Below are 23,859 nucleotides of genomic sequence, written 5' to 3'. Positions count from 1 at the left end.
GTCGTCCGTGGGGAGCCCCACACAACGGCCGCACAACGGCCCGCGCAAGGGGATCCAAAGGGGGCCGCACGTCCGCGCGGGATGGCAGGAAAGGTGGGGTCCTCGTCATTGCGGCCATCGCCGCGCGCGCCAAGAATCGAGGCATGGAGCAGCGAACCGTCCTGGTCGTCCTCTTCGACGACGTCCAGAGCCTCGACGTCACGGGCCCCGTGGAGGTCTTCGCGGGGGTCGGACACTGCCTCGGCGACCCCGGGGGCGGCTACCGCGTCCGCACCGCCTCCCTGGAGGGCGCCCCCGTCCGCACGTCCAGTGGCCTCACCCTGACCCCTGACTCGGCGCTCGCCGACGCCCCGGTGCCGGACATCCTGCTGGTCCCGGGCGGCATGGGGACCCGGGGCGGTGATCCGGGGCTGGTCGACTGGCTGCGCGTGCACGGCCCGCGGGCGGCGCGCCTCGTGTCGGTCTGCACCGGCGCCATCCGGCTGGCCGAGGCGGGCCTGCTGGAGGGGCGCCGCGCGACGACGCACTGGGCGTACTGCGCCAGGCTGGCCAGGGACCACCCGGGCATCGAGGTCGACCCGGACCCCATCTATGTGCGCGACGGCCACGTGGCCACGTCCGCCGGGGTGACCGCGGGCATCGACCTGGCCCTCGCCCTCGTCGAGGAGGACTTCGGCCGCGAGGTGGCCCTCACCATCGCCCGTCACCTGGTGGTCTTCCTGCGCCGGCCGGGCAACCAGGCACAGTTCAGCGTCCAGCTCGCCGCGCAGACCGCGCGGCGCGAGCCGCTGCGCGAGCTCCAGCGCTGGATCAGCGAACACCCGGCGGCGGACCTCTCCGTGGAGGCGCTGGCCGCGCGCGCCCGGCTCTCGCCCCGGCACTTCGCCCGCGCCTTCCAGGCGGACACCGGGCTCACTCCGGGCAAGTACGTCGAGCGCGTCCGCGTCGAACACGCCCGCCGCCTCCTGGAGGACACCGACGACGGCGTCGAACAGGTCTCGCGGGCCAGTGGCTACGGCACACCGGAGGCCATGCGGCGCGCCTTCGTCAAGACGCTCGGCACGGCGCCGGCCGAGTACCGCCGCCGCTTCCACCCCGCGCCGGCCGCACCGGCCGGCGCTGCCACCCGTCACTCACACCGATAGGGACACCATGCAGATCGCGATCGCCCTGTACGAGCGCTTCACCGTCCTGGACGCCATCGGCCCCTACCAGATGCTGAGCTCCCTGCCCGGCTACGAGACCGTCTTCGTGGCGGAGCAGGCGGGGCCGGTACGCGACGACAACGGCACGCTCGCCCTCGTCGCCGACAAGTCCTTCGCCGAGGTGCGGAGCCCCGACATCGTGGTGGTGCCCGGCGGCCCGGGCCAGAGCGACCAGATGGAGAACCAGGTGCTCCTGGACTGGCTCCGCACGGTCGACGCCACGTCCACCTGGACCACCTCGGTGTGCACGGGCTCGCTGGCCCTCGCCGCGGCCGGCCTCCTCAAGGGGCGCCGCGCCACCTCGCACTGGCTGGGCCTGCCCGAACTGACCCGGCTCGGCGTCGAGGCGACGGGGGAGCGGGTCGTCTTCGACGGCAAGGACGTCACCGGGGCCGGCGTCTCGGCCGGCATCGACATGGGCCTCGCGCTGGCCGGCCGGATCGCGGGCGACGAGCACGCGCAGACCGTACAGCTGCTCACCGAGTACGACCCGCAGCCGCCGTACGACGCGGGATCCCCCGACAAGGCGCCCGCGCACCTCGTCGAGGCGTTCCGCGACGGCAGCCGCTTCGAGCAGTGGGCGCAGGAGCGGGCGGCCCGGTAGACGGACCGCTCCCCGCTCAGTCGGCCGCCGGGCTCCACGTGAAGCGCGGCGGCCTGCGCTCCAGGAAGGCGGCGACCCCCTCGGCGGTGTCGCCGCTGCCGCGTGCCTGTTCCGTCCAGTACGCGTCCCGGTCGGTGCGCCCCGTCGCGAACTCCTTCGCCGCCGCCTGGGTCAGCCGGGAGCGCGAGGCGAGGACCCGGGTGAACTCCGCGACCCGCTTCTCCAAACCTCCGGACGGCAGCACCTCGTCCACCAGACCGGTGCGCAGCGCCCGCTCGGCGTCGATCAACTCACCGGAGAACAGCAGGTACTTGGCGGTGGCCGGACCCACGAGGGAGACGAGCCGCCGGGTGGACGACGCGGGATAGACGATGCCCAGCTTCGCCGGTGTGACGCCGAACAGCGCACCCTCGTCCGCGAACCGCAGGTCGCACGCGCCCGCCAGCTGGGCGCCCCCGCCCACGCAGTACCCGCGCACCATCGCCAGCGTCGGCTTGGGACAGGCCGCCAGGGCCTCCTCGGCCCGCACCGCGAGCTCCTGCGCCGTGCCCGCGGACTCGCGCAGCGTGGAGATGTCGGCCCCCGCGCAGAAGGTGTCACCCGCGCCGGTCAGGACGACCGCGCGCACCGCGGGATCGGCGGCAAGCGCCCCGAACAGCGGCGGCACCTGACGCCACATGTCGGCGGTCATGGCGTTGCGCTTGGCCGGATGGTCGATGACGACGGTGGCGACGCCGTCCGTGACGGCGTGCCTCAGCTGCGGCTCCATGCGCCGGATGCTATCCGCTCCCCTCGAACGTACGATCAAGAAGGAGTGGAGGACGAAAGGCGCATACGGGGCAATCGGACGGAGACGCTGATGCTCGGACGCAAGGACGCCGGAGCCGACAGGGGCACCACCACCGCCGGGACCGCCGGAACCGACCGAGCCGCCGGGACCGGCGGCTCCGGCGGCCAGGGCGCCCGGCTCAGCCGCAGCTTCGGCTGGCTCGCCCTGCTGGGCGTGATCCTGGCCGTGGCCGGGCTCGTCGGCCTCGTCTACACCGGTGTCGCCACGCTGACCTCGATGATCCTGTTCGGGTGGCTTCTGCTGGTCGGCGGCATCGTCGGCCTGCTGCACGCGGTCCAGTCCCGGGGAAGCAGCTTCTTCTGGCTCGGCGTGGTGGTCGCCGCGCTGAACCTCGCGGCGGGCGTCGTGATCATCCGCAAGCCCGACGTCGCGGCGGAGGCGCTGACGATGTTCGCGGCCCTGCTCTTCCTCACCGGCGGGGTCTTCCGGCTGGTCGGCAGCCTGGTGGTACGGGGCCCGCAGTTCGCCCTGACGCTGCTGCAGGGCGCCTTCGGGCTGCTCATCGGCATCCTCGTCCTCGCCGACTGGCCGAGCAGCAGCAAGTACGTCATCGGGTGCTTCTTCTCGCTGGCCCTGCTCTTCGACGGCCTCGGCCTGATCGCCACGGGCATCGGCGGGCGCCGCATCGTGAGTCTCGTACAACCTGAAGAGCGCTTGAAGAAAGAACAACAGGGGCATGAACAGTCGCACACCTGACGACGTCATGCACCGCCGGTCAAAACCCGTCGATAGTCGCTGACTTCTGGTCAGTGGAGCGGTCCGGACCAGAGCAGTCCCAACACTCGATGTGTGGCGACAATCGAGCGCAAGGACGGCGACCGGACGATGGAGAACGGCGGGAGGGTTCCCGGCCCGCTCCCGAGCGGTGGCCCGCCGCCGCTCCCGGGCGGTGCCGGGCCGATGCCGTACGAGGGCGTGTGGCGCTTCACCGCACCCGCCGTCGACGCCTCGGTGCCCCAGGCCCGGCACGCGGTGCGCGACCTGCTGGCCCGGCAGGGCGTGCCGGCCCCGGACGACCTCGTACAGGGCCTGCTCCTGATCGTCTCCGAACTGGTCACCAACGCGGTGCGCCACGCGGCCCTGCTCTCGCCGATGCTCGCCGTGGAGGTGGCGGTCGGCACCGAGTGGGTCCGGGTCTCCGTCGAGGACAACCACCCCTACCGCCCGACGGCGCTGGTGGCGGACCACGGCCAGACGGGCGGCAGGGGACTGCTTCTCGTACGGGAGATCACTCAGGAGGCGGGCGGCGCCTGCGACGTCGAGCACACCGCGAGCGGGGGCAAGGTCATCTGGGCCGCGCTGCCCCTCAAGCCCGGTGGTGTCTGACCCGCGCCCGTACGGACCGGTGGCCCGCCGGGGATCAGGAGCCCGCCGAGACCGGCGAGTCGCCCCGGTCGCCCACCGAGTCCTGGGTGGCGGACTTCGGTATCGGCCTGTCCTGCCGCAGCGCGTCCCAGACCTGGTGCGACGCCTTGTCGAGCGGCTTGACCCGGCCGGAGTCCTGCGCGTCGTACGTGACCGGCATCGTCACCATGTTCGTGCGGTCCGGGCTGATGCCCTTCAGCTCCTTGGCCAGGCCGAGCAGCTTGTCCGCAGAGGCCAGCCCGGAGTCGGCGCTCACCGTCTTGGTGGCGGTGTCGGCCAGGTCGTAGGAGGTGGCGGGGTCGCTGAGCGGGTCGACGGTGTCGGCGCGGTGGATCAGGGCCTTGATGAAGGCCTGCTGCAGCTGGATGCGGCCGAGGTCACTGCCGTCCCCGACGCCGTGCCGGGTGCGGACGAGCTCCAGGGCCTGCTTGCCCTTCAGGGTGTGCTTGCCCGCGGTGAGCGAGAGACCGCTGTTGGGGTCCTTGATGGCCTTGTGGGTGGTGATGTCCACGCCGCCTAGCTCGTCGATGAGCTTCTGGAACCCCTTGAAGTCGACTTCGAGGTAGTGGTCCATGCGGACGCCCGACATCTTCTCGACCGTCTTGACGGTGCACGCGGGCCCGCCGACCTGGTACGAGGAGTTGAACATGGCCTGCTGCGCGCCCGCCGCGCCGGCGCCGCCGTGGGACGGCGCGCACGAGGGCCGCTGCACCATGGTGTCGCGCGGGATGCTGACGACCGAGGCCTTCTTGTGGGTCTTGTCGACGTGCAGGACCATCGCCGTGTCGGCGCGCGCCCCGCTGACGCCCCGGCCGTATTCGCCGTGCGTCCCCGCCCGGGAGTCGGACCCGAGCAGGAGGATGTTCATCGAGCCGTCCCGCTGCCCGGCGGGCCGGTCGTGGCCCAGGGCGGCGTCGACGTCCGTGCCCTGGATGTTGCCGTTGAGGTGCTGCCAGGCGTAGGCGACGCCTCCGCCACCGACGAGCACCAGGCCCAGGGCGCCCCATGCGACGTAGCGCAGGGCCTTCTTCCGGGGCTTGCGCCGTGAGCGCCGTACCCGCGCGGGTCCGTAGTCGGGGATTGCGGGGCCGTCGGCCGAAGGCGCCGGGTGCTCGTTCCCGCTCTCGTGCGGCATGCGCTGACTCTCCTAGGGACCGGGGGGTCTGGGTGACCGAGTGGTCCAGGTCACCGTGGGTGGTCGGCCGGTCGCTCAGTAGGCGGAGTCGACGTTGTCGATCGAGCCGTACTTGTCGGCGGCGTAGTTCGCGGCCGCGGTGATGTTGGCGACCGGGTCGGTCAGGGAGTTTGCGGTGCCGGAGACGTGGTAGGCCTCGAAGGTGGGCTGGATGACCTGCAGCAGGCCCTTGGACGGGGTGCCGTTCTGCGCGTTGACGTCCCAGCCGTTCTGGGCGTTCGGGTCACCGGCGGACTCGCGCATGATGTTGCGGTGCAGGCCCTCGTAGGAGCCGGGGATGCCCTTCGACTTCATGATGTCGAGGGACTGGCGGATCCAGCCGTCGAGGTTGTTGGCGTAGGACTTCTTGTCGGCCTTCTTGGCCGCCTGCGTCACCGCGGTGCTCGCCTTGGTGGGCTCCGCGGCGTGGGCGGCGGAGGGCGCCACCGTCAGGGCGGCGGCCATCGCACCGGTGGTGGCGATGCCGGCGATGGAGATCTTGCGGAAGCGAGCGGCACGGTTGAGCGTCTTGGTCGTGGCCATGGGGGATTGACTCCTCAGGGGGGACGTAGAGGGAGCTCGGTCCGCAGCGGGCGACTGTGCCCGGCGGTGTCCCCGAGCTCCGGCGACGTCAGCCAGAGTTAGCGATGGCCCCCGGCGGACGCAATGGTGTGACGTACTACCCCGGTACGCAGTCGTGCCCGGCCGGAACCGGCCCGAAGTGCCCCAAACCCCCGGGGCAGCTGCCCCGAAGCACCTACTATTTCCCTTCGCATGTGATCTGACCCCTATGAGTGGCTTCACAGCCCTGAGCCCCCCGAGGTGGCGTGGGTCACCGCATGACGACGGCCCGGACGGCCTGAGGCCGACCCGGGCCGGTCGCACGTGGTGCCCTCCTCGAGGGCGGCGGATCTCAGTTGCCGGTCGTCACATGGACGTAGTCGACGACGAGCTGCTGGGGGAAGCTCGTGTTGCCGTCGGGGTCGCCGGGCCAGTAGCCGCCGACCGCGAGGTTGAGGATGACGAAGAAGGGCTTGTCGAAGACCCACTGCTTGCCGCCCAGGTCGGCCGGGGTGCGGGTCTGGTAGACGGTGCCGTCCACGGACCAGGTGACCTTGTTCGGCGACCAGTCGACGGCGAAGGTGTGGAACTTGTCCGCGAACGCCTCGCCGCCGGGCAGCGTGTACCCCGCGCCGATCCCGCCGGAGCCGGAGTAGCCGGGCCCGTGCAGGGTGCCGTGCACCGTGCCGGGCTCGAAGCCCACGTTCTCCATCACGTCGATCTCGCCGCTCTGCGGCCAGCCCACACTGCCGATGTCGGCGCCGAGCATCCAGAACGCCGGCCACATGCCCTGGCCGCGCGGGATCTTCATCCGGGCCTCGACGTGCCCGTAGGTCTGGGTGAACTTGCCCGCGGTGTTCAGCCGGGCCGAGGTGTACTCGCACCGGCCGTACCAGCACTGGTAGTTGCCGGGGTTCTCCTTGCGCGCGGTGATGACCAGGTTGCCCTGGCCGTCGAGCGCGGCGTTCTTGTTGCCGGAGGTGTAGTACTGCCGCTCGTGGTTGTTGACGTTGTCGCCCGTCTCGATCTGCCACTTCCCGCCGTCGACCGCGGACCCGGCGGGCCCGTTGAAGTCGTCGGTGAACGTGGCGGCCGCGGCCGTGGCGGCGGGGGAGCGGGGCGCGGGCTCGGCCGAGGCGGACGGCAGCACGGCCAGGCTGGCCGCGCCGCAGGCCAGGGCGAGCGCGCAGAGCTTGGTGCGGCGGTGGGGGGAGAAGTGCACGGTCATCACATCGCTTCGCGTGGGGGCGGTGGCGGATGGGGCATGCGCATGACAAGCAACGGTCAGAAGCTGAACGCTGCCATGATCGGCCGCGCCCACTTCGTTCAGTACTTGATTTAAGGGCGACTCTCATAGCCCGTCAAGGAGTTGGTGCGGACCAACTCCGGCCGTCCGCGGGTCACTCGGAGAAGAGGCCGGCCCCGCTCCGTCGTCGACGGAACGGGGCCGGCCTCGGGTGGTCCCGCGGAGCGGTCCGATGGGGCGGGCGGCTACCAGCCCGCCGCCGGGCCGGTCAGCTCCTTGATCGCGGGGCGCGCCGCGTCGAGCACGGTCATGAACCACGCGGAGAACGGGTCCCGGTCGTGCCGCTCGGCCAGCTCCGCCGCCGTCACGAACGCGGTGGCGCCGATCTCCGCCGGGTCCGCGCTCAGCGCGGACTGCACCATGCCGACGAACAGGTGGTTGTACTCCTGCTCCACGAGCCCGGACTCCGGGTCGGGGTGGTTGTAGCGCACCGTGCCCGCCTCGGCGAGCAGCGACGGCGAGACGCCCAGCTCCTCGTACGTACGCCGGGCGGCCGCCGCGAAGGGCGCCTCGCCGGGGTAGGGGTGGCCGCAGCAGGTGTTCGACCAAACGCCGGGGGAGTGGTACTTGCCGAGGGCGCGCTGCTGCAGCAGCAGCCGCCCCTGTTCGTCGAAGAGGAAGACGGAGAACGCCCGGTGCAGCTGCCCGGGCGCCTGATGCGCGGAGAGTTTCTCCGCTGTGCCGATCGTCCTGCCGTCCTCGTCGACGAGTTCCAGCAAGATCGCTTCTCCGGTGCCGTTCGACGAGCTGTTCGCCGCGGTGGCAGGTGTGATCGGCATACCCATCCTTCGCTTCGGTCTTCGAGTGCCAAGTCTGCCGTACGTTCCGGACGCCCCCGGCACTTCGAGGGCCCGCATGTCCGGCCGCGTCGGGGCGCGGACGGGACACGCGCCGGGCGCTCGCGTGCGAGCGCCCGGTCAAGCGTTCAGACGCCGAAGGCGGCCGGATACTGGATCGTGCCCCGCGGCAACCCGGCGGAATCGTCGGATCCGTCCAGCACGAGCGCCATCATCGCCTCGTCGGGCACCTCGAAACCTGGCCGGATCCCGTACCCGGAAGCGGGCTCGAAACCGAAGCGCGGATAGTACGAGGGGTGGCCGAGCACGACGACGAGCCGCTCGCCCCGCGCACGCGCCGCGTCGAGCAGCGCGCGCACGACCGCCGAGCCCGCCCCGGTGCGCTGATGGGCGGGGAGCACGGCGACGGGCGCGAGCGCCAGCGCGGGCGCACCGCCCACCCGGCAGCGGGTGAGCAACGCGTGCGCGGCCACCGAACCGTCGGGCGCCTCGGCGACGCACGACAGACCGGGCAGCCAGGCCTCGGTGTCCGCGCGCAGCGCGTCGACCAGATCGGCCTCCGCCCGGGTCTCGAAGGCGGCGGCGTGCACGGCGTGCACCGCGGCGACGTCGGACTCGGTCTCCGGCCGGGTCGGCCAGGAGTCCGCCGGCCGCAGGACGTAGCCGGTGTAGCCGTACTCCGTCCCGTGCTCACCCCGCATCGCGATCTCCTCACGGGTGGCGGCCAGCGCCTCGGCGATGCCGGGGGCGTCCGGGTCCGCCGCGTCCGCGCGGGCGCCCAGCGGTCCGTAGTACTCGTCCCAGTCGGGCTCGGGCTGCCGGTACGTGCCCAGCACGGAGTACCCGGCGGCCGTGGCGGCCCGGATGTTCTCCTCGCCGGTCCGCAGCGTGTAGTGCCGGTCCCAGAAGGCGCGGGCCGGCGCGGACGGCTCGGCGGCGGTCCACTCGCACTCGGTGAGGACGAGCGCCCCGCCGGGGGCGAGCAGCCGCCGCCAGGCGCGCAGTGCGGTGTCGAAGCCGATGGCGTAGGCCGAGCTCTCGGCCCAGATCAGGTCGAACGAGCCGTCCGGGCAGGGGAGTTCGGCCATGTCGGCGCGGACGGCGGTGATCGAGCCGGCGAGCCCGCGGGCCCGCGCGGCGGCCCGGAGTTCGTCGAGGAACGGCTCGTGCAGATCGACGGCGGTCACCTCGGCGCCGGCCTCGGCGGCGAGGAGGAGCGCGGACCTGCCCGGGCCGCAACCCAGGTCGAGGACGCGGGGCCGCTCGGGCAGCGCGCCCGCGAGGGAGAGCAGCCGCCGCGAGGTGGCGTCGGAGCCGGGGCCCTGCCGGGGCAGCCCGTGGTGCAGGGCGAAGAAGGCGCGGTGGACGGAGGTGTGGTCGGTCACCGTGGAGTTCCTTGTGTGGAGGACCCGCGGACCCGTTGTACGTGTGATGTACGAGGCGTACGTGTGGAGTACGCGTCGTGCGTGTGCTGTACGAGAGGTCAGACGCGCGTCCGGAGCGTGGGGATGCACGTGTCGCCGCGCAGTGCGGCGCCGGTCACGGCAGTCATCAACCCACCTCCACAGGACTCAGGAACGCGGGCCACGATAACACCGACAGTGACGGCGGCGCCTCAATGGCAGAGCTTGGCCTCGTGCTCCGCATGGCCGCTCGGCTCCAGCTGGAAGGTGCAGTGCTCGACGTCGAAGTGGTCGCCGAGGCAGCCCTGCAGCTCGTGCAGCATCTTCTCGTGGCCGATCGAGTCGAGGGTGTCGGAGCCCACCACGACGTGCGCGGAGAGCACCGGCATGCCCGAGGTGATGGTCCAGGCGTGCAGGTCGTGGACCTCCTCGACGCCCGGCAGGTCGAGTATGTGGGCCCGCACCTCCGCCATGTCGACCCCCTTGGGCGCCGACTCCAGGAGCACGTTCAACGTCTCCTTGAGGAGCTTGACCGTACGCGGGACGATCATGAAGCCGATGACCAGCGAGGCGATCGGGTCCGCGGCCTGCCACCCGGTGAGCATGATCACGCCCGCCGCGATGATGACGGTGACCGAGCCGAGGGTGTCCGCGACGACCTCCAGGAAGGCGCCGCGGACATTGAGGCTGTCCTGCTGCCCGCGCATCAGCAGCGACAGCGAGATCAGGTTGGCGACGAGACCGAAGGCGCCGAAGTAGATGGCGAGGCTGCCCTCCGTCTGCGCGGGCGTGATGAACCGCTCCACCGCCTCGTACAGCACATAGCCGCCGACGCCGAGCAGCAGCAGACAGTTGGCCAGTGCGGCGAGGATCTCGGCACGGGCGAAGCCGAAGGTGCGGTTCTCGGTGGGCGGCCGGTTGGCGAAGTGGATCGCGAGCAGGGCCATGCCGAGCCCCAGGGCGTCCGTGGCCATGTGCGCCGCGTCCGCGACGAGCGCGAGGGAGTCCGCGAGGACACCGCCCACGATCTGGGCCAGCATGACCGTGATCGTGATGGCGAGGGCGATGCGCAACCGCCCCTTGTAGGCGTGGGCCGCCGTCCCCGTGGCCGGTGGCCCGTGCGTGTGTCCGTGATCGTGCCCAGCCCCCATGGAGCCGCCTCCCGAGTCGGTCATCGGTTCTGCCGTTCGCTGGTCGCGGACCACAGTGAACTACGGGTGGGGGGTATCTGGCAACGCGGCACTGAACACCGTTGTCATCTCCCTGACCTGCGAAAATGGCAATGATTGCCGGGAAGGAGAGGGGTGCAGGTCAGGGCGCCCGGACGATCAGTCGCGGCGCGCGTCGGGGTGGTGCAGGCACCATCCCTCCCAGGCCGACTCGACCATCTCGCGCACCCCGCGCCGGGCCGTCCAGCGGAGCTCGGCGGCGGCCAGCCGGGCGTCGGCCACCGCGCGCGGCGAGTCACCGGCCCGGGCCGGCTCCACGAGCGCGGGACGGGTGTCCCCGCTCACCTCGCCGATGAGGGTGACGAGTTCGCGTACGGAAACGCCGCGCCCCCGGCCGATGTTCACCGTCAGATCGCCCTCCGCGCCGCCCGCGAGCCGCCGCGCCGCCGCCAGATGGGCCTCGGCCAGGTCGGACACGTGCACGTAGTCGCGGACGCAGGTGCCGTCCGGCGTCGGGTGGGTGTCGCCGAAGATGCGCGGCGCCTCGTCGCGCCGCAGCCGGTCGAAGACCATCGGGATCACGTTGAACACCCCGGTGTCCGCGAGCTCCGGCGCCGCGGCGCCCGCCACGTTGAAGTAGCGCAGGCACACGGTCCCGATGCCGTGCGCCCGCCCGGCCGCCCGCACCAGCCACTCACCGGCGAGCTTCGTCTCGCCGTACGGGCTGACCGGGACGCAGGGGGCGTCCTCCGGCACCAGCTCCGCGTCCGGCGGATCGCCGTACACCGCGGCCGACGAGGAGAAGACGAACCGCTTGATGCCCGCCTCGGCGACCGCATCGAGAAGCGTCGTCAGGCCGCCCACGTTCTCCCGGTAGTAGCGCAGCGGCTGCTCCACCGACTCCCCGACCTGCTTGCGGGCCGCGAGGTGCACCACCCCGCGGACGCCGTACTCGGCGAAAACCCGGCGCAGCAGCTCCCCGTCCAGCGAGGAGCCCTTCACCAGCGGCACGTTCGCGGGAAGCCGCTGCGGCACCCCCGACGAGATGTCGTCCAGGACGACGACGTCCTCCCCGGCACCGGCCATGACCCGCGCCACATGTGCCCCGATGTAACCCGCTCCGCCTGTGATCAGCCATGTCATGGGCGCCCACCCTAAGCGAACCCCGCCCGCGCCGACGGGCCCGGTGCGCCGGTACAGACGGGCGCTATGCGGGCAAGCCGGGCAGTGTACGGGCGCGGTTTGTGGCCGCGGCCCCCCATCCACCATGATGATCGCGAAGGCCGAGGCCCTCGCAGGCCGCCCTGACCGGGGCGTGAACGGGTGATGAACGCCCGCTTCCCAGCATCCGATAGCCTCTGCCGACGTGCCGCCCGGCCGCTGTGGCCAGGGGCGCTCCCCTTACGCATGTGCCCGGCGCGAGCCGCGCCGGTACTCAAGGAGTGAGTTCGTCTGTCGACCGCCATCCTCACCGGTCAGCCGGTCCCCGGGTCGCCGCTCGAAGGCGATCTGCGGTCCCTGGGCTTCGACGTGCGGGTCGCCTCCGACGCGGCGGACGCCGAGACGCTGCTCGCCGCCGTCCCCGGTGACCAGCGGGTCGCCGTCGTCGACGCGCGCTTCGTCGGCCACGTCCACGCGCTGCGCCTGGCCCTCACCGACCCCCGCTTCGCCGCCTGCGCCGTGCCCGGCGCCGTCACGGCCAAGCCGGAGGCCCGCCCCGAACTGACCCGCGCCCTGCGCGCGAGCGCCGGCCCCGCGGGCGCCGTCGTCACGCTCGACGCGCTCCCGGACGACATCGCCGCCGCCATGGAGTCCGGCACCACCGACGTGCACCGCCCCGACCTCGGCACCCTCGTCGCCACCGTGCCCAGCGACCCGCAGTCGAGGAACGAGGCACGCCAGGCCGTCGCAGCCGTGGACGACGAGGCGGTCCGCCTGCGCACCGCGGTCAAGTCGCGGGACGGCTTCTTCACCACGTACTGCATCTCCCCGTACTCGCGCTACATCGCCCGCTGGTGCGCCCGCCGGGGCCTGACCCCGAACCAGGTCACCACCGCCTCGCTGCTCACCGCCCTGATCGCGGCGGGCTGCGCGGCGACCGGTACGCGCGGCGGCTTCGTCGCGGCGGGCCTGCTGCTCCTCGTCTCCTTCGTCCTCGACTGCACGGACGGGCAGCTCGCCCGCTACTCCCTGCAGTACTCGACGCTCGGCGCCTGGCTCGACGCGACCTTCGACCGCGCCAAGGAGTACGCGTACTACGCGGGCCTCGCGCTCGGCGCGGCCCGCGGCGGCGACGACGTGTGGGCGCTCGCGCTCGGCGCGATGGTCCTGCAGACCTGCCGGCACGTCGTGGACTTCGCCTTCAACGAGGCGAACTCCGACAGCACGGCCACCAACACCAGCCCCACCGCAGCCCTCTCCGACAAGCTCGACAGCGTCGGATGGACGGTCTGGCTGCGCCGGATGATCGTGCTGCCCATCGGCGAGCGCTGGGCGATGATCGCGGTGCTCACCGCCGTCACCACCCCCCGCATCACGCTCGTCGTCCTGCTCATCGGCTGTGCGCTGGCCGCCTGCTACACCACCGCGGGACGCGTCCTGCGCTCGGTGACCCGCAAGGCCGCCCGCACCGACCGTGCCGCGCTCGCCCTCTCCGACCTCGCCGACAACGGCCTGCTGGCCGACTCGTTCGCCGCCCTGAAGCGCGGATGGCCGCTGCCCGCCCCCGTCATCGCCCTCATCGGCGGCGCGGCGGTCGTGGCGGTGGGCGCCTTCACCTCTTACGGCAGTCCGTGGGTCGTCGTCGCCGCCGTGGTCCACGTCGTCCTCAGCGGCCTCGCGCTGTCCCGGCCCCTCAAGGCCCCCCTCGACTGGCTGGTCCCGCCGTTCTTCCGCGCGGCGGAGTACGGCACGATTCTGGTCCTCGCGGCCAACGCCGATGTGAACGGAGCGCTTCCGGCGGCTTTCGGGCTCGTGGCCGCGGTCGCCTACCATCACTACGACACGGTGTACCGCATCAAGGGCGGCACCGGCGCGCCCCCGCGCCGGCTGGTGCGATCGATCGGCGGCCAGGACGGCAGGACCCTCGTGGTCGCGCTGGCCGCGACCCTGCTGCCCGCCTCGGATTTCACCGTCGCGCTCACGGCACTCGCCGTGGCCGTGGCACTCGTGGTGCTCGTCGAGAGCATCAGCTTCTGGGTGACCGCTCACAAGCGTGGCGCACCCGCCGTACACGATGAAGGAGAACCCGCATGATCGGCCTCGTCCTTGCCGCAGGCGCCGGACGGCGTCTTCGTCCCTACACGGACACGCTGCCCAAGGCTCTGGTGCCCGTCGACGGGGAGACCACGATCCTCGACCTGACGCTCGGCAACTTCGCCGAGATCGGTCTGACCGAGGTCGCGATCATCGTCGGCTACAAGAAGGAGGCCGTCTACGAGCGCAAGGCGGCGCTCGAGGCGAAGTACAACCTCAAGCTGACCCTGATCGACAACGACAAGGCCGAGGAGTGGAACAACGCCTACTCCTTGTGGTGCGGCCGTGACGCCATCAAGCACGACGTGATCCTCGCCAACGGCGACACCGTGCACCCGGTCTCCGTCGAGAAGACGCTGCTCGCCGCCCGCGGCAATGGCCAGAAGATCATCCTCGCCCTCGACACGGTGAAGCAGCTCGCCGACGAGGAGATGAAGGTCATCGTCGACGACGCCAAGGGCGTGCAGCGCATCACCAAGCTGATGGACCCCTCCGAGGCCACCGGCGAGTACATCGGCGTCACCCTCATCGAGGGCTCCGCCGCCGACGAGCTCGCCGACGCCCTGAAGACCACCTTCGAGCGCGACCCCGACCTCTACTACGAGGACGGCTACCAGGAGCTCGTCAACCGCGGCTTCAAGGTCGACGTGGCCCCGATCGGCGACGTCACGTGGGTCGAGATCGACAACCACGACGACCTCGCCAAGGGCCGGGAGATCGCGTGCCAGTACTGACGAGGCTCATCCCCTCGCCGGTCGTCGTCGACATCCGGCCGGGGGCACTCAACGACCTGGCCGGGGTCCTCGCCGACCAGCGGATCTGCTCGTCGACCGGCAAGCTCGCCATCGCCATCAGCGGCGGCTCCGGCGCGGTCCTGCGGGACCGGCTGATGCCGTCGCTGCCCGGCGCCGAATGGTTCGAGGTGGGCGGCGGCACCCTCGACGACGCCATCAAGCTCGCCGACGCCATGAAGAAGGGCCGCTACGACGCCGTCGTCGGCCTCGGCGGCGGCAAGATCATCGACTGCGCCAAGTTCGCCGCGGCGCGCGTCGGCCTGCCGCTGGTCGCCGTCGCGACGAACCTGTCGCACGACGGCCTCTGCTCGCCGGTCGCGACCCTCGACAACGACGCGGGCCGCGGCTCGTACGGTGTGCCGAACCCCATCGCGGTCGTCATCGACCTCGACGTGATCCGTGAGGCCCCCGTCCGTTTCGTCCGCTCCGGCATCGGCGACGCGCTGTCCAACATCTCCGCGATCCGGGACTGGGAGCTCGCCGCCCGCGAGCGCGGCGAGGACATCGACGGTCTCGCGGCCGCCATGGCCCGCCAGGCCGGCGAGGCCGTGCTCCGCCACCCCGGCGGCGTCGGCGACGACGCCTTCCTGCAGGTCCTGGCCGAGGGGCTGGTCCTCACCGGCATCGCGATGTCCGTGTCGGGCGACTCCCGCCCGGCGTCCGGCGCCTGCCACGAGATCAACCACGCCTTCGACCTCCTCTTCCCCAAGCGCGCCGCCAGCCACGGCGAGCAGTGCGGCCTGGGCGCGGCCTTCGCGATGCACCTGCGCGGTGCCCACGAGGAGTCGGCGTTCATGGCCTCGGTGCTGCGCCGGCACGGCCTGCCCGTGCTGCCGGAGGAGATCGGCTTCACCGTGGACGAGTTCGTCCAGGTCGTGGAGTTCGCTCCGCAGACCCGGCCGGGCCGCTACACGATCCTCGAACACCTCGACCTGTCCACCGACCAGATCAGGGACGCATACGCCGACTATGCAAAAGCCATCGGTAGCTGAGCTCCGCCCGGTTGTTCACCCCCCGGGGGTGAAGGACCGGCGGAGCGGCGAACACTGGGCCGGCCGGCTCTACATGCGCGAGGTCTCCCTGCGCATCGACCGGCACCTGGTGAACACGAAGGTCACGCCCAACCAGCTGACCTACGTGATGACCGTGGCCGGCGCCCTCGCCGCCCCGGCCCTTCTGGTGCCGGGGATCACGGGCGCCGTGCTCGGCGTGCTCGCGGTCCAGCTCTATCTGCTGCTCGACTGCGTCGACGGCGAGATCGCCCGCTGGAAGAAGCAGTACTCGATGGCCGGGGTCTACCTGGACCGGGTCGCCGCCTATCTGTGCGACGCCGCGGTCCTGGTCGGCTTCGGGCTGCGCGCCGCCGACATCTGGGGCTCGGGCCGCATCGACTGGCTGTGGGCCTTCCTCGGCACGCTGGCCGCGCTCGGCGCGATCCTGATCAAGGCGGAGACCGACCTCGTCGGCGTCGCCCGTCACCAGACGGGCAAGGAGCCGGTCAAGGAGTCCGCGGCCGAGCCGCGCTCCTCGGGCATGGCGCTGGCCCGCCGGGCCGCCGCCGCGCTCAAGTTCCACCGGCTGATCCTCGGGGTCGAGGCGTCCCTGCTGATCCTGCTCATCGCGTTCGTGGACCAGGCCAGGGGCGACCTGTTCTTCTCCCGTCTGGGCGTCGCCGTGCTCGCGGGCATCGCGCTGCTGCAGACCCTGCTCCACCTCGTGTCCATCCTCGTATCGAGCAGGTTGAAGTGAGCACCCCGAGCACCCCGGCAGAGCAGCTCAAGGTCGGCGCCGTCATCATCACGATGGGCAACCGGCCCCAGGAGCTGCGCGCCCTCCTCGACTCGGTCGCCAAGCAGGACGGCGACCCGGTCGAGGTGGTCGTGGTCGGCAACGGCGCCCCCGTGCCCGAGGTCCCCGCCGGCGTCCGCACCGTCGAACTGCCCGAGAACCTCGGCATCCCCGGCGGCCGCAACGTCGGCATCGAGGCCTTCGGGCCCGGCGGCACCGACGTCGACATCCTGCTCTTCCTCGACGACGACGGCCTCCTCGCCACCATGGACACGGCCCAGCTGTGCCGCAAGGCGTTCGCCGCCGACCCGGAGCTCGGCATCATCAGCTTCCGCATCGCGGACCCGGACACGGGGGAGACCCAGCGGCGGCACGTGCCGCGGCTGCGGGCCTCGGACCCGATGCGCTCCTCGCGCGTGACGACCTTCCTCGGCGGCGCCAACGCCGTCCGTACGAAGGTCCTCGCCGAGGTCGGCGGCCTGCCCGGCGAGTTCTTCTACGCGCACGAGGAGACCGACCTCGCCTGGCGCGCGCTGAACGCCGGCTGGATGATCGACTACCGCTCCGACATGGTCCTCTTCCACCCGACGACGGCCCCCTCGCGGCACGCGGTCTACCACCGCATGGTGGCCCGCAACCGCGTCTGGCTGGCCCGCCGCAACCTCCCCGCGCCGCTCGTCCCGGTCTACCTCGGCGTCTGGATGCTGCTCACCCTCGCCCGGCGCCCCTCGGGCCCGGCCCTGAAGGCCTGGTTCGGCGGCTTCAAGGAGGGCTGGACGACGCCCTGCGGGCCGCGTACACCCATGAAGTGGCGTACCGTGTGGCGGCTGACCCGACTGGGACGACCTCCTGTCATCTGACAAGCTCGGATCTGAGAGCATCGGGCCGTACCCCGGTCCCTGGCCCACGCCTACGCCCGACCGGCTGCGCATCTGAAGACGAAAGTTTCCACTCGTGAGTGAGACAACGCATGACGGCGGGGTCGCGGTGACCGCGACCCCGTCGCCCGATGACGGGCTCTCCCGGGCCGACCTCGCCGCCAAGTACGGTCTGACCGTCAGCGGCGCCCGGCCCGGACTTTTCGAGTACGTCCGCCAGCTCTGGGGACGGCGCCACTTCATCCTCGCCTTCTCCCAGGCGAAGCTGACCGCCCAGTACAGCCAGGCCAAGCTGGGACAGCTCTGGCAGGTGGCGACGCCGCTGCTGAACGCGGCGGTCTACTTCTTCATCTTCGGACTGCTCCTCGGCGCGAGGAGGGGCATCCCGCACGAGATCTACGTGCCGTTCCTGGTGACGGGTGTCTTCGTCTTCACGTTCACGCAGAGCTCGGTGATGGCGGGCGTGCGGGCGATCTCCGGGAACCTCGGCCTGGTCAGGGCGCTGCACTTCCCGCGGGCCTCGCTGCCGATCTCCTTCGCGCTGCAGCAGCTCCAGCAGCTGCTCTTCTCGATGATCGTGCTCGTCGTGATCATGCTGGCGTTCGGGATCCTGCCGGCCCTGTCCTGGCTCCTGGTGCTTCCCGCGCTGGTCCTGCAGTTCGTCTTCAACACCGGTCTCGCGCTCATCTTCGCGCGGATGGGCAGCAAGACCCCCGACCTCGCCCAGCTGATGCCGTTCGTGATGCGCACCTGGATGTACGCGTCGGGCGTCATGTTCAGCATCCCCGCGATGCTCGCCGACAAGGAGAGCGTGCCCGGCTGGGTCGGCGACGTGCTCCAGTGGAATCCCGCCTCGATCTACATGGACCTGATCCGGTTCGCCATGATCGACGACTACGGATCCTCCTACCTGCCGCCGCACGTGTGGGCCTTCGCCGTCGGTTGGGCCGTGCTGCTCGGCGCGGTCGGATTCGTGTACTTCTGGAAGGCTGAGGAGCGCTACGGCCGTGGCTGACGACAACACCGAGGACCTCGGCAAGAACGCCGGCAAGGGGCACATCCCCACCGTCATCGCCGACGAGCTGCACATCGTCTACCGCGTCAACGGCGCGAAGACGGGCAAGGGCAGCGCCACCTCCGCGCTGAGCCGGATCCTGCGGCGCGGCGAGGAGCGCGGCGTGCGCAAGGTGCACGCCGTACGCGGCGTCAGCTTCACCGCCTACCGCGGCGAGGCCATCGGCCTCATCGGGTCGAACGGCTCCGGCAAGTCCACCCTGCTGCGCGCCATCGCCGGGCTGCTCCCCGCCGAGCAGGGCAAGGTCTACACCGACGGCCAGCCCTCGCTGCTCGGCGTCAACGCCGCCCTGATGAACGACCTGACGGGTGAGCGCAACGTCATCCTCGGCGGTCTCGCCATGGGCATGTCGCGCGAGCAGATCCGCGAGCGCTACCAGGACATCGTCGACTTCTCCGGCATCAACGAGAAGGGTGACTTCATCACCCTCCCGATGCGCACCTACTCGTCCGGCATGGCGGCCCGTCTGCGGTTCTCCATCGCGGCCGCCAAGGACCACGACGTCCTGATGATCGACGAGGCCCTGGCCACCGGTGACCGCAAGTTCCAGAAGCGCTCCGAGGCCCGCATCCGCGAGCTGCGCAAGGAGGCCGGCACGGTCTTCCTGGTCAGCCACAACAACAAGTCGATCCGCGACACCTGTGACCGCGTGCTGTGGCTGGAGCGCGGCGAGCTGCGCATGGACGGCCCGACCGACGAGGTCATAAAGGAGTACGAGAAGTTCACGGGCAAGTAGTCCGTTTGAGCCATCGGACGTGCACCCGTTCGGCAGCAGTGCCCCGCCAGGAGCGATCCGGCGGGGCACTGTCGTGACATGGTGTCCCCTGCGCCACCCCGGTCACTCAACTCACGGACGTCCAGGGAAGATTGACGCCAATCGGTGTGTTGTTGTGATGCGCGGAACACCCCGACGATGCGAGAGGGGTTGTACAACGTAAGCTGTAGCGGTGCTGATTCGCGGCAAGTGGGGCGATATCGCTCGGGCGCCCCGGCCCGGAGCACGGTCCGCCACGGAGAGTGCTGGGCGGCGTGTCCGAAATGGGATGTATTGGGTCGGCAGTGTAGAACGGGAGATGTGACGGCAATGGCTACGGATGATCTCCGGCTCCGCGATGCATCCGCCGTCCTCGACAAGGCCGCGGACGAGAACTTCCCGGTGGCTCCCTTCTTCCTGCCCCGGGCCTGGCGCGAGGACCTGATGGCCGTCTACGGCGTCGTGCGTCTCATCGACGACATCGGCGACGGCGACCTCGCACCCGGGTCCGCGCACGCCCGCCACCTCGGTCTGGACGACGCCGGCGCCCGCGATCCCGGCACCCTCCTGGACGCCGTCGAGGCCGACCTGGACACGGTCTTCGGCGGCGCCGAACCCGGCCACCCCCTGGTGGCGGCGTTGCGGCCGGCCGCCGAGCGCGGAACCCTGACGATCACGCCCTTCCTCGGCCTGATCGAGGCCAACCGCCAGGACCAGGTCGTCACGCGCTACGAGACCTTCGACGACCTCGTGGCGTACTGCGCGCTCTCCGCCAACCCGATCGGCCGGCTCGTCCTGGCCGTCACCGGCACGGAGACCCCCGAGCGCGTCCGCCGCTCGGACGCCGTCTGCACCGGGCTGCAGATCGTCGAACACATCCAGGACGTCGCCGAAGACCTGCGGCGCGGCCGCATCTACCTGCCGGTTGAGGACATGAAGCGGTTCCACGTGAGTGAGTCAGAGCTGTCCCGGCCGACGGCGGGCGCGTCGGTGCGCGCCCTGGTCGCGTACGAGGCGGAACGCGCCCGCGATCTCCTGAATGAAGGCACCCCCCTGGTGGGTAGCGTCCACGGCAGGCTGAAGCTGCTGCTGGCCGGGTTCGTGGCCGGGGGGAGGGCGGCGGTCCAGGCGATCGTCGCCGCGGGGTACGACGTACTGCCCGGACCACCCAGACCCACCAAGCCACGCATGCTGCGCGAGGCGGGTGCAGTGCTGCGAGGAGAGGGGTGAGCCGGGCCGTGGAGACGGATCCGCGCGTGTCCGCGTCGGTGCTCGCCGCGTACAGCTACTGCGAGGCCGTGACCGGACAGCAGGCGCGCAACTTCGCGTACGGCATCAGGCTGCTGCCGACGCCGAAGCGGCGGGCCATGTCCGCGCTCTACGCCCTCTCGCGGCGGGTGGACGACATCGGTGACGGCGCGCTCGCGCCTCAGGTCAAGGCGGACCGGCTCGACGACACCCGGGCGCTGGTCGCCCGGATCCGCGCGGGCGACGTGCAGGAGGACGACACCGACCCGGTGGCGGTCGCCCTCGCGCACGCGGCCACCCACTTCCCGATCCCGATGGAGGGGCTCGACGAACTCATCGACGGCGTCCTCATGGACGTACGCGGCGGGACGTACGAGACGTGGGAGGACCTGAAGGTCTACTGCCGCTGTGTGGCGGGTGCCATCGGACGGCTCTCGCTCGGCGTGTTCGGCACCGAGCGCGGGGCGCTCCACGCCGAGCGCGCGCCCGAGTATGCCGACACGCTCGGTCTCGCGCTCCAACTCACCAACATTCTCCGGGATGTTCGCGAGGACGCCCAGGACGGGCGGACCTATCTGCCCGCCGACGACCTCGCCAAGTTCGGCTGCTCCGCCGGGTTCTCCGGCTCCGAGCCGCCTGCCGGATCCGACTTCGCCGGCCTCGTCCACTTCGAGGTGCGCCGCGCGCGGGCCCTGTTCGCCGAGGGCTACCGCCTGCTTCCCCTGCTGGACCGGCGCAGCGGCGCCTGTGTCGCGGCGATGGCCGGCATCTACCGCAGGCTGCTCGACCGCATCGAGCGGGACCCCGAGGCGGTCCTACGGGGCCGGGTCTCGCTGCCCGGCCGCGAGAAGGCGTACGTCGCGGTGCGCGGACTGTCCGGGCTCGACGCGCGGAACGTGTCACGACAGACCGTACGGAGGCGTGTGTGATGCGCATCCGGAGTGATCGTGGGGCAGCTGGGACAACGTTCGCAAAGCGGCGGGCAACCCTCCGCTCCGGGGCCGCGTCCCAGACTGAAACGGCCGAAGGGGTGGGTGCGTGAAGAGCGAGGACATGCAGCCCGAAGGGCGGGACGAAGACGGCGAAGGCCGCCCCGGAGGGGCGGCCGCCGTAGTGGTCGGCGGCGGGCTCGCCGGCATCACCGCCGCGCTCGCGCTCGCCGACGCGGGCCTGCGCGTGACGCTGCTCGAAGGGCGGCCGCGGCTCGGCGGGCTCGCGTTCTCCTTCCAGCGCGGCGCGCTGACCGTCGACAACGGCCAGCACGTCTACCTGCGCTGCTGCACCGCCTACCGGTGGTTCCTCGACCGCATCGAGGGCGCGCACCTCGCACCGCTGCAGGAACGTCTCGACGTGCCCGTCCTCGACGCCGACCGAAACCGCCTCGGGCGGTTGCGGCGCACCGCGCTGCCGGTGCCGCTGCATCTGGCGGCCAGCCTCGCCACGTATCCGCATCTGTCGCTCGCCGAGCGCGCCCAGGTGGGCCGCGCGGCGCTCGCCCTCAAGGGGCTCGACCCGGCCGATCCGGTCCTCGACGGCCAGGACTTCGGCAGCTGGCTGGCCCGGCACGGTCAGTCGGCGCGCGCCATCGAGGCCCTGTGGGACCTCGTCGGCGTCGCGACGCTCAACGCCGTCGCGGGCGACGCCTCGCTCGGGCTCGCCGCGATGGTGTTCAAGACCGGGCTGCTCTCCGAACCGGGCGCCGCCGACATCGGCTGGGCCCAGGTGCCCCTCGGTGATCTGCACGACAAGCTGGCCCGCAAGGCGCTCGACGGCGCGGGAGTCCGTACCGAACTGAAGACACGAGTCACCTCCATTTCCCGTACGGACAACGGCGGTTGGCGCGTGGAGGTTCCCGGCGAGAGCATCGAGGCCGACACCGTCGTGCTCGCCGTGCCGCAGGCCGAGACGCACGACCTCCTGCCGGACGGCGCGCTCGACCACCCCGACCGGTTGCTCGACATCGACACCGCGCCGATCCTCAACATCCATGTCGTGTACGACAGGAAGGTGCTGAAGCGCCCGTTCTTCGCCGCGCTCGGCACCCCCGTCCAGTGGGTCTTCGACCGGACGGAGGCGTCCGGCCTGACCGAGGGGCAGTACCTGGCGCTCTCCCAGTCGGTCGCCCACGACGAGATCGACGCGCCCGTCGCCGCCCTGCGCGAGCGCTATCTGCCGGAGCTGGAGCGGCTGTTGCCCGCCGCGCACGGCGCCGAGGTGCGGGACTTCTTCGTCACCCGCGAGCGCACGGCGACGTTCGCGCCCACCCCCGGCGTCGGCAGGCTCCGCCCCGGTGCCCGCACCAAGGCCCGCGGCCTGTACCTCGCGGGCGCGTGGACCGCCACCGGGTGGCCCGCGACCATGGAGAGCGCCGTACGCAGCGGCGTCAGCGCGGCCGAGGCCGCCCTCTCCACCCTCGACCGCCCCCGTGACCATCTCTTCGCGTGCGAGGAGGCGGTGGCGTGAAGCTCGACCTTCTGGGGTCAGGTCCCCAGAGAACCAGCACCGGAACAAGAGGAGAAACTGTGCCGACTGTGCCCTCGGCCGAGAAAACGGCTGCCGACACGGTGGACGTGACCTCCACTCTCGAACAAGGAAGGACGCTGGCCACCCCGGTGCTGCGGGCCGCGGTGGACCGTCTCGCGCCGCCCATGGACACCGTCGCCGCCTACCACTTCGGCTGGATCGACGCCGAGGGCAACCCTTCCGACGGCGATGGCGGCAAGGCCGTGCGTCCCGCGCTCGCCCTGCTCTCCGCCGAGGCCGCCGGCGCGCCCCCCGAGGTCGGCGTCCCCGGCGCGGTCGCCGTCGAGCTCGTGCACAACTTCTCCCTGCTGCACGACGACCTCATGGACGGCGACGAGCAGCGCCGCCACCGCGACACGGTGTGGAAGGTGCACGGGCCCGCCCAGGCCATCCTCGTCGGCGACGCCCTCTTCGCGCTCGCCAACGAGATCCTCCTGGAGCTCGGCACCGTCGAGGCGGGCCGCGCCACCCGCCGCCTCACCACCGCCACGCGCGCGCTGATCGACGGCCAGGCCCAGGACATCAGCTACGAGCACCGCGACCGGGTCACCGTCGAGGAGTGCCTGGAGATGGAGGGCAAGAAGACCGGCGCCCTGCTCGCCTGCGCGGTCTCCATCGGCGCCGTCCTCGGCGGCGCGGACGACCACACCGCCGACACCCTGGAGAAGTACGGCTACCACCTCGGCCTCGCCTTCCAGGCCGTGGACGACCTGCTCGGCATCTGGGGCGACCCGGAGGCCACCGGCAAGCAGACCTGGAGCGACCTGCGGCAGCGCAAGAAGTCGCTCCCCGTGGTGGCCGCGCTCGCCGAGGGCGGCTCCGCGTCCGAGCGGCTCGGCGAACTGCTCGCCGCCGACGCCAAGAGCAGCGAGTTCGAGAACTTCTCCGAGGAGGAGTTCGCCGCGCGCGCCGCGCTGATCGAGGAGGCCGGCGGCCGCGAGTGGACCGCCAAGGAAGCCCGGCGTCAGCACGCCATCGCCATCGAGGCGCTCGACGGCGTCCGGATGCCGGAGCGGGTGCGGGCCCAGCTCGTCGCGCTCGCCGACTTCGTCGTCGTACGAGAGAGATGAGCGTTATCGCGCGGATATCCGGGAACTCCGGGGGCTGACC

The 23,859-nt window shown here is 71.6% G+C and carries 23 protein-coding genes; 15 read left to right on the top strand and 8 right to left on the bottom strand.

Going from position 1 to position 23,859, the window contains the following annotated elements:
• Nucleotides 1-143 precede the first annotated feature (143 nt).
• Both ACZ6CV_RS15120 and ACZ6CV_RS15115 read left to right on the top strand, forming a co-directional pair.
• On the top strand, nt 144-1,145 hold the full coding sequence (locus ACZ6CV_RS15120; protein WP_469251213.1) for a GlxA family transcriptional regulator: 1,002 nt from the start codon (nt 144-146) through the stop codon (nt 1,143-1,145).
• Nucleotides 1,146-1,152: 7 nt separating this feature from the next.
• Nucleotides 1,153-1,809, top strand: coding sequence for a DJ-1/PfpI family protein (locus ACZ6CV_RS15115; RefSeq protein ID WP_469251212.1), 657 nt, complete (start codon nt 1,153-1,155; stop codon nt 1,807-1,809).
• Between the two features lie 16 nt (nt 1,810-1,825).
• Here the strand turns inward: ACZ6CV_RS15115 and ACZ6CV_RS15110 are convergent, their stop codons facing one another.
• Nucleotides 1,826-2,578, bottom strand: coding sequence for an enoyl-CoA hydratase/isomerase family protein (locus tag ACZ6CV_RS15110; RefSeq protein ID WP_469251211.1), 753 nt, complete (start codon nt 2,576-2,578; stop codon nt 1,826-1,828).
• A gap of 90 nt (nt 2,579-2,668) precedes the next feature.
• Between ACZ6CV_RS15110 and ACZ6CV_RS15105 the strand changes: the two genes are divergently transcribed.
• Both ACZ6CV_RS15105 and ACZ6CV_RS15100 read left to right on the top strand, forming a co-directional pair.
• Nucleotides 2,669-3,355 carry an HdeD family acid-resistance protein gene (locus ACZ6CV_RS15105; RefSeq protein WP_469251210.1) on the top strand — a complete coding sequence of 229 codons (687 nt, stop codon included), beginning with the start codon at nt 2,669-2,671 and terminating at the stop codon, nt 3,353-3,355.
• Nucleotides 3,356-3,484: 129 nt separating this feature from the next.
• Nucleotides 3,485-3,985: an ATP-binding protein gene (locus ACZ6CV_RS15100; protein ID WP_469251478.1), complete on the top strand. Its 501-nt coding sequence runs from the start codon at nt 3,485-3,487 to the stop codon at nt 3,983-3,985.
• Nucleotides 3,986-4,019: 34 nt separating this feature from the next.
• Here ACZ6CV_RS15100 and ACZ6CV_RS15095 read toward each other — a convergent pair whose 3' ends face one another.
• The 7 genes from ACZ6CV_RS15095 to galE form a co-directional block, all read right to left on the bottom strand.
• Complete coding sequence (locus tag ACZ6CV_RS15095) at nt 4,020-5,159, bottom strand: LCP family protein (protein WP_469251209.1); 1,140 nt, start codon at nt 5,157-5,159, stop codon at nt 4,020-4,022.
• Between the two features lie 75 nt (nt 5,160-5,234).
• Nucleotides 5,235-5,741, bottom strand: coding sequence for a transglycosylase SLT domain-containing protein (locus ACZ6CV_RS15090; protein WP_469251208.1), 507 nt, complete (start codon nt 5,739-5,741; stop codon nt 5,235-5,237).
• 370 nt (nt 5,742-6,111) lie between these two features.
• Nucleotides 6,112-6,987 carry a glycoside hydrolase family 16 protein gene (locus tag ACZ6CV_RS15085; protein WP_469251207.1) on the bottom strand — a complete coding sequence of 292 codons (876 nt, stop codon included), beginning with the start codon at nt 6,985-6,987 and terminating at the stop codon, nt 6,112-6,114.
• A 263-nt stretch (nt 6,988-7,250) separates the two neighbouring features.
• A complete protein-coding gene (gene idi / locus ACZ6CV_RS15080) occupies nt 7,251-7,844 on the bottom strand; it encodes an isopentenyl-diphosphate Delta-isomerase (RefSeq protein WP_362361060.1) in 594 nt (197 codons plus the stop codon).
• 146 nt (nt 7,845-7,990) lie between these two features.
• Nucleotides 7,991-9,247, bottom strand: coding sequence for a bifunctional class I SAM-dependent methyltransferase/N-acetyltransferase (locus ACZ6CV_RS15075; RefSeq protein ID WP_469251206.1), 1,257 nt, complete (start codon nt 9,245-9,247; stop codon nt 7,991-7,993).
• Between the two features lie 230 nt (nt 9,248-9,477).
• A complete protein-coding gene (locus ACZ6CV_RS15070) occupies nt 9,478-10,416 on the bottom strand; it encodes a cation diffusion facilitator family transporter (protein WP_469251477.1) in 939 nt (312 codons plus the stop codon).
• A gap of 177 nt (nt 10,417-10,593) precedes the next feature.
• Nucleotides 10,594-11,577 (bottom strand): UDP-glucose 4-epimerase GalE, encoded by a 984-nt coding sequence (gene galE / locus ACZ6CV_RS15065; RefSeq protein WP_469251205.1) that lies wholly within the window; start codon nt 11,575-11,577, stop codon nt 10,594-10,596.
• 309 nt (nt 11,578-11,886) lie between these two features.
• On the opposite strand from galE, the gene ACZ6CV_RS15060 reads away from it, so the two are divergent.
• The 11 genes from ACZ6CV_RS15060 (at nt 11,887) to ACZ6CV_RS15010 (ending at nt 23,819) form a co-directional block, all read left to right on the top strand.
• A complete protein-coding gene (locus ACZ6CV_RS15060; protein WP_469251476.1) occupies nt 11,887-13,689 on the top strand; it encodes a DUF5941 domain-containing protein in 1,803 nt (600 codons plus the stop codon).
• Nucleotides 13,686-14,423, top strand: coding sequence for a phosphocholine cytidylyltransferase family protein (locus ACZ6CV_RS15055; RefSeq protein WP_358707186.1), 738 nt, complete (start codon nt 13,686-13,688; stop codon nt 14,421-14,423). Before ACZ6CV_RS15060 ends, ACZ6CV_RS15055 begins: the two co-directional genes overlap by 4 nt.
• A complete protein-coding gene (locus tag ACZ6CV_RS15050) occupies nt 14,411-15,475 on the top strand; it encodes an iron-containing alcohol dehydrogenase family protein (RefSeq protein WP_362361071.1) in 1,065 nt (354 codons plus the stop codon). Before ACZ6CV_RS15055 ends, ACZ6CV_RS15050 begins: the two co-directional genes overlap by 13 nt.
• On the top strand, nt 15,453-16,232 hold the full coding sequence (locus tag ACZ6CV_RS15045) for a CDP-alcohol phosphatidyltransferase family protein (protein ID WP_469251204.1): 780 nt from the start codon (nt 15,453-15,455) through the stop codon (nt 16,230-16,232). Before ACZ6CV_RS15050 ends, ACZ6CV_RS15045 begins: the two co-directional genes overlap by 23 nt.
• Nucleotides 16,233-16,285: 53 nt before the next feature.
• Complete coding sequence (locus tag ACZ6CV_RS15040; protein WP_469251475.1) at nt 16,286-17,131, top strand: glycosyltransferase family 2 protein; 846 nt, start codon at nt 16,286-16,288, stop codon at nt 17,129-17,131.
• A 94-nt stretch (nt 17,132-17,225) separates the two neighbouring features.
• On the top strand, nt 17,226-18,164 hold the full coding sequence (locus ACZ6CV_RS15035; RefSeq protein ID WP_362361074.1) for an ABC transporter permease: 939 nt from the start codon (nt 17,226-17,228) through the stop codon (nt 18,162-18,164).
• Nucleotides 18,157-18,960, top strand: coding sequence for an ABC transporter ATP-binding protein (locus ACZ6CV_RS15030; protein ID WP_362361076.1), 804 nt, complete (start codon nt 18,157-18,159; stop codon nt 18,958-18,960). Before ACZ6CV_RS15035 ends, ACZ6CV_RS15030 begins: the two co-directional genes overlap by 8 nt.
• Nucleotides 18,961-19,308: 348 nt before the next feature.
• Entirely contained in the window at nt 19,309-20,208 is a 900-nt protein-coding gene (gene hpnC, locus ACZ6CV_RS15025) for a squalene synthase HpnC (protein WP_469251203.1), read from the top strand.
• The gene (hpnD, locus tag ACZ6CV_RS15020; protein ID WP_469251202.1) at nt 20,205-21,155 is read left to right on the top strand and encodes a presqualene diphosphate synthase HpnD; all 951 of its coding nucleotides are present in this window, start codon (nt 20,205-20,207) and stop codon (nt 21,153-21,155) included. Before hpnC ends, hpnD begins: the two co-directional genes overlap by 4 nt.
• A gap of 124 nt (nt 21,156-21,279) precedes the next feature.
• On the top strand, nt 21,280-22,689 hold the full coding sequence (gene hpnE, locus ACZ6CV_RS15015) for a hydroxysqualene dehydroxylase HpnE (RefSeq protein WP_469251474.1): 1,410 nt from the start codon (nt 21,280-21,282) through the stop codon (nt 22,687-22,689).
• Complete coding sequence (locus ACZ6CV_RS15010; RefSeq protein ID WP_469251201.1) at nt 22,686-23,819, top strand: polyprenyl synthetase family protein; 1,134 nt, start codon at nt 22,686-22,688, stop codon at nt 23,817-23,819. Before hpnE ends, ACZ6CV_RS15010 begins: the two co-directional genes overlap by 4 nt.
• The last annotated feature ends 40 nt before the right edge of the window (nt 23,820-23,859 follow it).

It is taken from the genome of Streptomyces sp. NPDC041713 (assembly GCF_055591085.1).
This window is presented reverse-complemented; position numbering and strand designations above follow the sequence as displayed.

Excerpts from the sequence above, each read along its gene's own strand:
- ACZ6CV_RS15120 (WP_469251213.1), top strand. The coding sequence starts at position 144 with ATGGAGCAGCGAACCGTCCTGGTCGTCCTCTTCGACGACGTCCAGAGC.
- ACZ6CV_RS15115 (WP_469251212.1), top strand. The coding sequence starts at position 1,153 with ATGCAGATCGCGATCGCCCTGTACGAGCGCTTCACCGTCCTGGACGCC.
- ACZ6CV_RS15110 (WP_469251211.1), bottom strand. The coding sequence starts at position 2,578 with ATGGAGCCGCAGCTGAGGCACGCCGTCACGGACGGCGTCGCCACCGTC.
- ACZ6CV_RS15105 (WP_469251210.1), top strand. The coding sequence starts at position 2,669 with ATGCTCGGACGCAAGGACGCCGGAGCCGACAGGGGCACCACCACCGCC.
- ACZ6CV_RS15100 (WP_469251478.1), top strand. The coding sequence starts at position 3,485 with ATGGAGAACGGCGGGAGGGTTCCCGGCCCGCTCCCGAGCGGTGGCCCG.
- ACZ6CV_RS15095 (WP_469251209.1), bottom strand. The coding sequence starts at position 5,159 with ATGCCGCACGAGAGCGGGAACGAGCACCCGGCGCCTTCGGCCGACGGC.
- ACZ6CV_RS15090 (WP_469251208.1), bottom strand. The coding sequence starts at position 5,741 with ATGGCCACGACCAAGACGCTCAACCGTGCCGCTCGCTTCCGCAAGATC.
- ACZ6CV_RS15085 (WP_469251207.1), bottom strand. The coding sequence starts at position 6,987 with ATGACCGTGCACTTCTCCCCCCACCGCCGCACCAAGCTCTGCGCGCTC.
- idi (WP_362361060.1), bottom strand. The coding sequence starts at position 7,844 with ATGCCGATCACACCTGCCACCGCGGCGAACAGCTCGTCGAACGGCACC.
- ACZ6CV_RS15070 (WP_469251477.1), bottom strand. The coding sequence starts at position 10,416 with ATGGGGGCTGGGCACGATCACGGACACACGCACGGGCCACCGGCCACG.
- galE (WP_469251205.1), bottom strand. The coding sequence starts at position 11,577 with ATGACATGGCTGATCACAGGCGGAGCGGGTTACATCGGGGCACATGTG.
- ACZ6CV_RS15055 (WP_358707186.1), top strand. The coding sequence starts at position 13,686 with ATGATCGGCCTCGTCCTTGCCGCAGGCGCCGGACGGCGTCTTCGTCCC.
- ACZ6CV_RS15045 (WP_469251204.1), top strand. The coding sequence starts at position 15,453 with ATGCAAAAGCCATCGGTAGCTGAGCTCCGCCCGGTTGTTCACCCCCCG.
- ACZ6CV_RS15040 (WP_469251475.1), top strand. The coding sequence starts at position 16,286 with ATGGGCAACCGGCCCCAGGAGCTGCGCGCCCTCCTCGACTCGGTCGCC.
- hpnC (WP_469251203.1), top strand. The coding sequence starts at position 19,309 with ATGGCTACGGATGATCTCCGGCTCCGCGATGCATCCGCCGTCCTCGAC.
- hpnE (WP_469251474.1), top strand. The coding sequence starts at position 21,280 with ATGCAGCCCGAAGGGCGGGACGAAGACGGCGAAGGCCGCCCCGGAGGG.